This is a genomic window from Mycobacterium colombiense (genome assembly GCF_003284935.1).
Classification (GTDB): Bacteria; Actinomycetota; Actinomycetes; order Mycobacteriales; family Mycobacteriaceae; genus Mycobacterium; species Mycobacterium arosiense_A.
In genome coordinates, this window is record NZ_QMEV01000035.1 from 45344 (window position 1) to 54215 (window position 8872).

Annotated in this window: 12 protein-coding genes and 2 pseudogenes; 10 read left to right on the forward strand and 4 right to left on the reverse strand. The window is 64.4% G+C overall.

Translation table 11 applies throughout. From position 1 onward, the window contains the following. Positions 1-103 precede the first annotated feature (103 nt). Together DQP57_RS16240 and DQP57_RS26640 are read right to left on the reverse strand one after the other, a co-directional pair. Positions 104-355 carry a hypothetical protein gene (locus DQP57_RS16240; RefSeq protein WP_064892814.1) on the reverse strand — a complete coding sequence of 84 codons (252 nt, stop codon included), beginning with the start codon at positions 353-355 and terminating at the stop codon, positions 104-106. A gap of 19 nt (positions 356-374) precedes the next feature. Continuing rightward, the gene (locus tag DQP57_RS26640; RefSeq protein ID WP_133259251.1) at positions 375-557 is read right to left on the reverse strand and encodes a hypothetical protein; all 183 of its coding nucleotides are present in this window, start codon (positions 555-557) and stop codon (positions 375-377) included. 303 nt (positions 558-860) lie between these two features. Between DQP57_RS26640 and DQP57_RS27645 the strand changes: the two are divergent. The 10 genes and pseudogenes from DQP57_RS27645 to DQP57_RS16290 all read left to right on the forward strand — a co-directional run. Then, positions 861-983: pseudogene (locus DQP57_RS27645) on the forward strand (IS481 family transposase); the annotation flags it as partial. An 88-nt stretch (positions 984-1071) separates the two neighbouring features. Next, positions 1072-1350: a hypothetical protein gene (locus DQP57_RS16250; protein ID WP_064892810.1), complete on the forward strand. Its 279-nt coding sequence runs from the start codon at positions 1072-1074 to the stop codon at positions 1348-1350. A gap of 327 nt (positions 1351-1677) precedes the next feature. After that, positions 1678-2337, forward strand: coding sequence for a TetR/AcrR family transcriptional regulator (locus DQP57_RS16255; protein ID WP_112633885.1), 660 nt, complete (start codon positions 1678-1680; stop codon positions 2335-2337). A gap of 265 nt (positions 2338-2602) precedes the next feature. After that, on the forward strand, positions 2603-3295 hold the full coding sequence (locus DQP57_RS16260; protein WP_064892806.1) for a cutinase family protein: 693 nt from the start codon (positions 2603-2605) through the stop codon (positions 3293-3295). 68 nt (positions 3296-3363) lie between these two features. Next, positions 3364-4107 carry a GAF and ANTAR domain-containing protein gene (locus tag DQP57_RS16265; RefSeq protein ID WP_064892882.1) on the forward strand — a complete coding sequence of 248 codons (744 nt, stop codon included), beginning with the start codon at positions 3364-3366 and terminating at the stop codon, positions 4105-4107. A gap of 80 nt (positions 4108-4187) precedes the next feature. Beyond that, a complete protein-coding gene (locus tag DQP57_RS16270) occupies positions 4188-4766 on the forward strand; it encodes a class I SAM-dependent methyltransferase (protein ID WP_081284042.1) in 579 nt (192 codons plus the stop codon). Positions 4767-4866: 100 nt separating this feature from the next. Then, positions 4867-5274, forward strand: coding sequence for a PAS domain S-box protein (locus tag DQP57_RS16275; RefSeq protein ID WP_064892802.1), 408 nt, complete (start codon positions 4867-4869; stop codon positions 5272-5274). A gap of 256 nt (positions 5275-5530) precedes the next feature. Beyond that, positions 5531-6037, forward strand: a complete 507-nt coding sequence (gene hadA / locus DQP57_RS16280) for a (3R)-hydroxyacyl-ACP dehydratase subunit HadA (protein WP_064892800.1) — start codon at positions 5531-5533, stop codon at positions 6035-6037. 61 nt (positions 6038-6098) lie between these two features. Beyond that, positions 6099-7358, forward strand: coding sequence for a 3-oxoacyl-ACP synthase KasB (gene kasB, locus DQP57_RS16285; protein WP_064892798.1), 1260 nt, complete (start codon positions 6099-6101; stop codon positions 7356-7358). 5 nt (positions 7359-7363) lie between these two features. Then, the gene (locus DQP57_RS16290) at positions 7364-7642 is read left to right on the forward strand and encodes a hypothetical protein (RefSeq protein ID WP_064892796.1); all 279 of its coding nucleotides are present in this window, start codon (positions 7364-7366) and stop codon (positions 7640-7642) included. A 63-nt stretch (positions 7643-7705) separates the two neighbouring features. Here DQP57_RS16290 and DQP57_RS16295 read toward each other — a convergent pair whose 3' ends face one another. Together DQP57_RS16295 and DQP57_RS26880 are read right to left on the reverse strand one after the other, a co-directional pair. Beyond that, on the reverse strand, positions 7706-8119 hold the full coding sequence (locus DQP57_RS16295; RefSeq protein ID WP_240631782.1) for a hypothetical protein: 414 nt from the start codon (positions 8117-8119) through the stop codon (positions 7706-7708). A gap of 29 nt (positions 8120-8148) precedes the next feature. Then, positions 8149-8872: pseudogene (locus tag DQP57_RS26880) on the reverse strand (integrase); the annotation flags it as partial.

Genomic DNA, 8872 nt, shown 5'->3' on the forward strand with positions numbered 1-8872 from the left:
GTTCGGGTCTGTGGTCGGAAAGACGCAGCCCTAAAACCTTTGCCATGCACGGCATTTCACCGCAGTTTTGACATTTGCAGCACCGGCCGGCCGGGGCAGGCGATCAGCGGGTCATGATCGGTGCGCGGGTGCTGAGTCGGTCCTGTGGGGATTGGTTGTGGTGGCGTTGGGAAAGTACGCGGCGGGCCAACAAGCCCACGATCAGCACGCACAACGCCGGGATCCCGAGCACCAACACCTCTACGGTGAGGCCTGTTTTCGTCGAGAGGGTGCCGCTCAACGCGCTCGCCAACACCACCCCAATGGCCAGCCAGGACACCAGACACGTCAGCACCGCGGCCAGCACGGCGATCACCGTCGAGCGGGCCGCCCCGCTAGGCCGGATAGCCAGAAACCGCCAAGACCAGCACCAGCGTGATAACCAGGATGGCCGCCGCTGCCCCGGGGCCGGCCGGTGTCCCGAGCCGCTGGGCTGCAGGTATGACCAACCAGGCTGCTGCGAGCGCGGCGACCACCACGCCGCCTATCGCGATCACGCGGGCATTGCTTGCTTTCACGGCAGTGGTGTGCCCGCCACGTCGCCATGTAACCGCAGCGTCTCCGACGTACTGGCAGGTCTGACTGGACGGCTCTGCACTATTTACGGGAAATTATTGCCGCGCAGGCGCAACGTCGCGTGGGACGCCGCCGCGCCAGCGCGACACGAAGCCCCGTGCGGAAGTCGCGACAGTGTGAGCGGATTGGACAGTGTGAACGGATGGGACTCTGTCAACGTCGCGTGCCGGGGCTGGGGCGATCTGCCTACCGACACCGGCAAGGCCGTGTGGGTGGGCGGTGATCGGCCCGGAAAATCGCAGCTTGGCGCGCGCAACGCCATACACACCGCGCAACGCACCGGTCAACGCAGCGCTCGCTCCAAGAACTATCGCCCGAAAATCGGGGTTGCGTTCGTGCACATAGTGATCGACGACCACTCTCGCATCACCAACGACCACTATTCAGCATTCCGGCTGCGATTTACGCCCGCTGTGCCCGGGTAAACCCGGTAAAAGGCAAGGGGAAGGCCACACCATGCCCGATACGTTCGGTGATCCTCTTGACCATCAGCGGTCCAGCCGTCCCCGAGTCGGCCAAACTTTGAAGAATCCCGCCAAAATTCCCGGGGTTTTCCTCGTCGGCATCGGGGTGGTAGCTGTTGCGTTCTGCGTGATCAGCTTCGCCCGCCAGCACCTCGGCTTGGCGATCCTGGCCGTGGTGATCGCGGTGGGGGCCACCGGCGCCGGCCTGGGGTGGTTGGCCCGGGAAGCCAAGCGCCTGCGGGAGCTGGAAAGGCAACACGACAATCCCTGACAGCACCCGCCGCGGGTCGTGGGACACCGATACCGCGACGCCCGTCCCGAGTTGGCCTCGACCATCTGACCGCAGCGTACGAGCCGGCAAAGAATCGACTGACGCTGCACCACGGTCGGGGTAGAGTCTGCCGCTACTAGTCCAATGAGCTGCGACCGCTCGGCAGGCCGGAGTTGCCTCCCTTACGGCGACGTCACCGGTAGGGGAAGGCGGGTAGGAGGCGAGCCGGTGAACGACAGCGCTGACCGATCCCGGTGTGGTCCAGTTGACACTCAGGGTCAGCGGGCAACTTGCGGAGGCGGGCCCGACGCTGGCCGCGGCGCTCGGTTGAGTCGGGAGGTGATCCTGGACACCGCCATCGCACTGGTTGACCGCGAGGGTTTGGCGCAGCTGACGATGCGCCGGCTGGGCGCGGCCTGCGGTGTCGAGGCGATGGCACTGTATCGCCACGTCCACAGTCGCGGTGATCTGCTGACCGGGATTGTCGACCGGCTGGTGGAGCGGTTGCACGCCGACCAGCTAGCGGCCCGCCGCCAGCAGGACGGCTGGCAGGACTACCTGGTGCGCCTAGCGCATGGGGTGCGCCGGGTGGCCCTGGATCATCCGCAGGTCTTCCCGCTGTTGGCGACCCAGGCCCCCGAGGCGCCCTGGGTGCGCCCGCCGCTGCGCAGCCTGCGTTGGATGGAAACCTTTCTGGACACGCTGATCTCCTCGGGCTTTGATGACACCGCCGCGGTGGCCGCTTACCGCAGCTACACCACGTTCCTGCTGGGCCAACTGCTGCTGGAAGTACATGCCCGCGGCGCTGAACTGCATCCTGATGAACCTCTGCTCGAAGGCGCCGCGCCATCACCGCGCAAGCTGGGCGGCTATCCGTGCCTGCAGCACCTGCAGCCCATGTTGTCGCAGGACCACAGCAGCGCCGAGTTCGAGGAAGGACTCGAGGCGCTGCTGGACCGGCTGGAATTATTGGTCGTCCGCGGCTAACACCACCTTGTCATAGCTGCGGGTAAGCGTGTGTACAACGTCAGCCTCGTGTTTACAACATCAGCCCCGGTGTTTACGCTGTAAACGCGCGGCTGTAGCAGCACGGCTGTGCGTTCTAATGGCGGGTAAGCAGCACGGCCTCGGGAGTGGATGCGACCACCGGATGTACTGCGGCCCAGTCAAGCTCGACACTGACACAGGGGGTTGAGACGTGCGTGTGCATCGGGTCGCTGGTGTTGTTGGTGGTGGGTTGTTGACTGCGGGGATGCTGCCGGTCCTGGGCCTGGCCTCGGCGGTGGCGCAGGGGTGCCCTGACGTGCAGGCGGTGTTTGCGCGCGGGACCGGCGAGGCGCCGGGTGTGGGCCCGACCGGGCAAGCCTTCGTCGATGCCCTGCAGTCGCGGGTGAGCGCGGGGTCTTTCGAGGTCTATGCGGTCAACTACCCCGCCAGCGATCAATGGGACACCGGCATCGACGGGATCCGTGACGCCGGCGCCCATGTGGTGGCCACCGCTCACGACTGCCCGAACACCAAGATGGTGCTTGGAGGCTACTCCCAAGGCGCGGCGGTGATGGGCTTTGTCACCTCGGCGGCCGTGCCGGACGGGGTCGATCCCGCGACAGTGCCTAAACCGCTGGCACCCGACGTGGCCAGTCACGTCGCGGCGGTGGTGCTGTTTGGTATGCCCAATGTGCGGGCCATGAACTTCCTCAATGAGCCGCCGGTGGTCATCGGCCCGGCCTATCAGGACAAGACCATCAAAGTCTGTGTGCCTGAGGATCCGGTGTGTTCTGACGGTCTCAATTTCGCCGCGCACAACACCTACGCCGATGACGGCAGCATGATCGACCAGGGCGCCGATTTCGCCGCTCGCCGGCTGAACCAAACCGGCGCCCCGCGGCGTCCGCCCCAGCCCCCGCCGGCACCCGGTGACTGGTCCCAACCTTCCGGGCGCTGATGTCAATGGCTAAGTACTGGCTTGCGCTGCCCGACACGGCAGATCCGCGCGACCCGGGGCGGTGAATGATGCCTAACCGCGACGACACTACGGACAACGCCGCCGCGTCGTCGGCCTCGCTTGCCGACCCGGCGAAGGTCTTCGGCGGCCTAGCAGACATTGTCTACCAAGGGTCAACACCGGGCGAGATCTATGCCGCGATCAGCGTCGCGGCCACCCTGATGGTGCCCGGCTGCCACCACGCCAGCGTGATGCTGCGCGATAACGGCACCGCGCTGACCGTGGCGGCCACCGACTCCATCGCCCGCACAGTCGACAAACTCGAACAGGCTCTCACCGAGGGGCCGTGCCTGGACGCCATTACCGAAGAAACCCCGCAGATCGATCCTGATCTGCTCACCGGGAGCCAATGGCCCCGCCTAGCGGCGCGGGTCATCACCGAGACGCCGGTGCGTGGGGTGATGGGCTTTCGGCTGCTGGTCGGGCAGCACAAGATGGGGGCGCTGAATCTGTTCTCTGACACACCACGCGCCTTCGACACCGTGTCGGCAGAACGCGCGATTCTGCTGGCGGCCTTCGCCGGGGTAGCGGCCCACGCCGTCGCCAACGGCGAGGATGCGCAAACTCTGCAGCGTGGCCTTGCCAGCAACCGCGAAATCGGCAAGGCCATCGGCTTGCTGATGGCGCATCACGACATCGCCGAAGCCCAAGCCTTCGACCTGCTGCGCCGCATCTCCCAAGAGGCCAACATCAAGCTGGCCGATATCGCTACCCGGGTCGTGCAGCATCACAACGCCTCCCTCAACGAGTAGATGAGGCGAACGAGTGGCTCGGTGGTGCGCTGGGACGAGGATGATAGTGAAGGCAAGGGTAAAGACGTGGCGGCGCACCACTGTGTGCCGCGCAGGATTGTGGAGGTGTTGACCATGTCGGCGACGGCGCGGCTGCGGCGAATTTCGAAGACGTCCAAGCCCATTACGACCTGTCCAATGACTTCTTCGCGACGTTTCTCGATCCGTCGCGGACCTACAGTTGCGCGTTGTTCGAGCGCGACGACATGACGTTGGAGCAGGCCCAGATCGCCAAGGTCGACCTCACGTTAGACAGTCTGGATCTCGCGCCGGGGACGACGCTGCTCGACATCGGGTGTGGCTGGGGTTCCACGCTCAAACGCGCGATCCAACGCTACGACGTCCACGTCATCGGACTCACACTGAGCCTTAACCAGCACGCCTACACCCAGCAGTTGCTAGACCGCCTCGACACCAGCGCGTGCTGCTGTGTTGCTGGGAGCAATTCGACGAGCCGAGGATCGCATCGTGAGCATCGAAGCGTTCGAGGCGTTCGGCGTTCGGCGTTCGGCAAACAGCGCTACGCGGCGTTTTTCGAGATGGCCTACACCAGCCTGCCGCGGGAGGGCCGCATAGTGCTCGAAACGATCTTCACCCAACCCAAGAGAAGCTATGACTGACCAAGGCCACGCCAGAAACCTGCTAGGACTAGGACCTGCCAAGCCGCACCAAGGCCCGGCCGGCGCAACAGTGCAGAATGTGGCGGCGTCGATGCCACAGGTGGACCGGCGCCGGCCAGAACACAACGCGCAATCGCCGATCGCCGTATTGCACCAGATGCCCGCCGTGGTGGTGCTCGAACGTCTTCCGCGCGCTGTGCTCGCCGTCGATCGCGACGGCGGCATCGTTTTCGTCAATACCGCGTTTGCCCAAATGCTCGGCTATACGCGCGAAGAACTCGTCAAGCTGACCTTCGATCAGATCTTTTCTGCTCTGTTGCCCGTCGACGGATCGGCGGTCACCGCGGTGCGCAAAAATGCCGACCACGTCGTGGAGCTGCTCCACGCCGACGGCTCGACCGTGCGCGCCCGGATGAGCAAATCGGCGCTCGTGCGCGACGATGATGCGCTGGCCATGATGTCCTTCGATGACCTCACCGCACGGCTGTGGACCGACGGCGCATCCTAAGACACCCCGGACACGGCTTTTGAAGGTATCGACAATGCCGTACCTGCGCTTGATCAGTCCACCAGTTGATGGCAAGCACCGGCGCCGCTCGCTGTCGAACTGACCGACGTGGTGGAGAGGCTGTTGACCCCGCGCCGGGAGGCAATCGCCTGAGCGCAGCGGACACAATAGTTCACGACGTGATCAGCCCGTCCGGCAACTGAGACTTTCGATCTTGGGGCGTTTGTGCGCAGGTCGGCTGGGTAAAGTCGGAAGTGTGTCGTTGTCGTCGCGCCTGGTCGGGATGCATTATCGCTATCCGGATTACTACGAGGTGGACCGGGAACAGATCCGCCAGTATGCGTTAGCCGTGAAGAACCGCAACGCCACTTTTTTGACCGAAGACGCCGCTGCACAGCTCGGTTATGACAGCTTGCCTGCGCCACTGACGTTCACCTCGATGTTCGGTTACAAAGCCCAGCTGGCGTTCTTTCACGACGCGAACATCGCGCTCGAGGAGGTACAAATCGTCCAGGTGGATCAGGTGTTGAAATACTTCAAGCCGATCAAGGCCGGTATGCGCTTGTACTGCGATGTGTACGTGGATTCGGTGCGCCAAGCCCATGGCGTCGACATCATCGTGCTCAAAAGCGTCGTGACCGACGACCGCGATGAGCTCGTGCAAGAGACCTACACGACTCTGGCGGGTCGCTCCGGTGAGCAAGGACAAGAAGGCTTTACTGACTGCCCTGCGCCATCGGGTTCGTCGCGGCGGTCGGCATAGCGGACGACAATGTCCTATATACGGTCAGGCCTGCTTTCGCAAGAGAAGGGTGTCGGAAAACATGACAAGGTTGGTGACCGGCGAAACGTTGCCGAATGTGGTCGTCACCGGCATCGCGATGTCGACCGCGCTGGCCACTGATGCCGAGAATACCTGGAAGCTGTTGCTGGACAGCCAAAGTGGTATCCGGGTCCTCGAGGATCCCTTCGTCGAGGAGTTCGACCTGCCGGTGCGCATCGGCGGGCACCTACAGGAGGAATTCGACAGCCAGCTCACCAACGTGGAGCTGCGCCGGATGGGTTACACACAAACAATGTCGACGATCTTGGGCCGGCGGGTGTGGGAGAACGCCGGCTCCCCCGAAGTCGACCCCAACCGGCTGATGGTGTCCATCGGCACCGGCCTGGGCTCAGCCGAACAACTCGTGTTCAGCTACGACGACATGCGCGCCCGCGGCATGAAGGCCGTCTCCCCGCTGGCGGTCATGAAATACATGCCCAACGGTGCCGCCGCGGCGGTGGGCCTGGAACGCCACGCCAAAGCCGGGGTGATCACCCCCGTCTCGGCATGCGCCTCGGGTTCCGAAGGGGTGGCGCAGGCCTGGCGCAACATCGTCTTCGGCGAGGCCGACATCGCCATCTGCGGTGGCGTCGAAGTCAAGATCGAGGCGGTGCCGATCGCGGCGTTCGCCAAGATGCGCATCGTGATGTCGACCAACAACGACGACCCGGTCGGCGCGTGTCGCCCGTTTGACCGCGACCGCACCGGCTTCGTGTTCGGCGAGGCCGGAGCCCTGCTGGTCATCGAAACCGAGGAGCACGCCAAAGCCCGCGGCGCCAACATCCTGGCGCGCATCATGGGCGCGAGCATCACCTCCGACGGCTACCACATGGTCGCCCCCGACCCCAACGGCGAACGCGCCGGACACGCCATGAGCCGCGCCATCCAACTCGCCGGCCTGAGCCCCGCCGACATCGGCCACGTCAACGCCCACGCCACCGGCACCTCGGTCGGCGACGTCGCCGAGGGCAAAGCCATCAACAACGCGCTGGGCCCCCACGGCGGCAACGCCGCCGTCTACGCCCCCAAGGCCGCGCTCGGGCACTCGGTGGGTGCGGTCGGTGCCGTGGAATCCATCCTGACCGTGCTCGCCCTGCGCGACCAAGTCGTCCCCCCGACGCTCAACCTGGAAAACCTCGACCCCGACATCGACCTGGACGTCGTGGCCGGCAGACCCCGGCCCGGCGACTACGACTACGCGATCAACAACTCGTTCGGCTTCGGCGGACACAACGTCGCCATCGTCTTCGGGCGAGCGTAAAACCTGTGGGCGCGCTGTACACCAAGGAAGGTAGACCACTGCAGGTCAGCTGTTCTGCCGTCTACTCCCGTTCGGGGCAGTACGTGGGCAACATCTGCGGCGATAAGGTGTTCGATCCTGAGGGCAGATACGCAGGAACCATCGTCGGGGACCGCGTGGTCTACCGGCGCACCGACAGCGCGCGCAGAAGCAGCCCGAGCGTGCAAGCCCGACACATACGATCGGCGGCCGCACAGCACGCCCGCTCGGCGATCTGGGGCGACGAGCCAGATTTCCCCGACTAACGCCCTCGCTCGCACCCTCGCTGGCGGGAACCGGCCCCAGACTGCTCAACGATTCTGGGCGTATTACCTGGGCGGCTGCGTCTTCGGGAACGCAATGACCGTGCGTCCGGATTGGGCTAACTGGCTGCGTAGTAGATCGTTTTCCAGGGTGAGCTGGTTGACGACGCGTACGAGGGCGGGGACATCTGTTCGGAGTTGTTTAAGCTCGCCGTTCTTGTTGACGATGGTCTTGCGAAGCTTTGCAATGGTGTTACGAAGTCTTGTCTCCAGTTCTGATGGTCCGCCCTTTCCCCGTACCTGTTGGTAGAACTGGTTTTTCAGGTCGGTATGGCGTTGGGTTAGGGCGTTGCGGGGCACGTCAGCTTCTTGCGCGAGGGCAACGATCGTCAGCGCACCGTTGGAACGTTGCGGTGTGCCGGCCAGGATGCGGTCCATGGCGGCGCGGATGCGGGCGCGTTCATCGAGTGCAGCGCTCACTTTGACTCCTCGGACAGGTGGTGTTTGTCTTACTCACTCGTGGTGATGCGCGTGTGGTCGTGGGTGTCGGCGTAGTGCCGAAGTTTTGCGGCGTTGAGGCGTAGCCGTTCACCGATCGGTTGAGGCGTGTGGGCGGCATGTTGTTCGAGCTGGTCGGCGCGGGTGCGTAGCTGGGCGGCGTGCCGATCGGTGCGTATGACGTTGCCGCAGCGGGGATCACAAGCTTCCAGCTTGGGGGCATCTTTGATGCCGTCGCGTTGGCATAGGGCCCGGTCTGGCTTGTAGCGGCACAGCAGTAAAGCTTGCGGGTTGTCGTAGATCATCAGGTCAGGGTTGGCGACGAGCCGGCGAGCGGTTTTCGCGGTGATCGTTGTCCCGCTGAATGTGGGTGCGTGTGCCGCGATTTTGATGGCGTCGCGGGCCGCTGGGCCCGAGACTCCACCGCCGTCGTCGAGGTGGTCTCGAAGTTCGGCGACGGTGTCGGCTACGGCGCGTACGGTTTCGATGTCGAGCAGGTCGTGGATACCGTCGCGGCCGCGCGAGGCGTAACGTCCCGAGACGACGGCCGAACGCATATGCCCGTATTGGATGGCCAGTGCGACGTGTCCATTTGGTCGCCGGGCGATGTGCCAGGCGAGGGATCGGCGGAAGCGTTTGAGCCCGATTCTGCCGTGCGGGTCAGGCGGGATTGTCTCGCTGGCCAGGTTGTGTCGTGCGGCTTGAGTGTTGGCCCAGTCAACGAAATCATCGATC

Bases quoted from the DNA above. Each gene is read 5' to 3' on its own strand.
- DQP57_RS16250 (WP_064892810.1), top strand. From the start codon at position 1,072: ATGCCCGATACGTTCGGTGATCCTCTTGACCATCAGCGGTCCAGCCGT.
- DQP57_RS16260 (WP_064892806.1), top strand. From the start codon at position 2,603: ATGCTGCCGGTCCTGGGCCTGGCCTCGGCGGTGGCGCAGGGGTGCCCT.
- DQP57_RS16265 (WP_064892882.1), top strand. From the start codon at position 3,364: ATGCCTAACCGCGACGACACTACGGACAACGCCGCCGCGTCGTCGGCC.
- kasB (WP_064892798.1), top strand. From the start codon at position 6,099: ATGACAAGGTTGGTGACCGGCGAAACGTTGCCGAATGTGGTCGTCACC.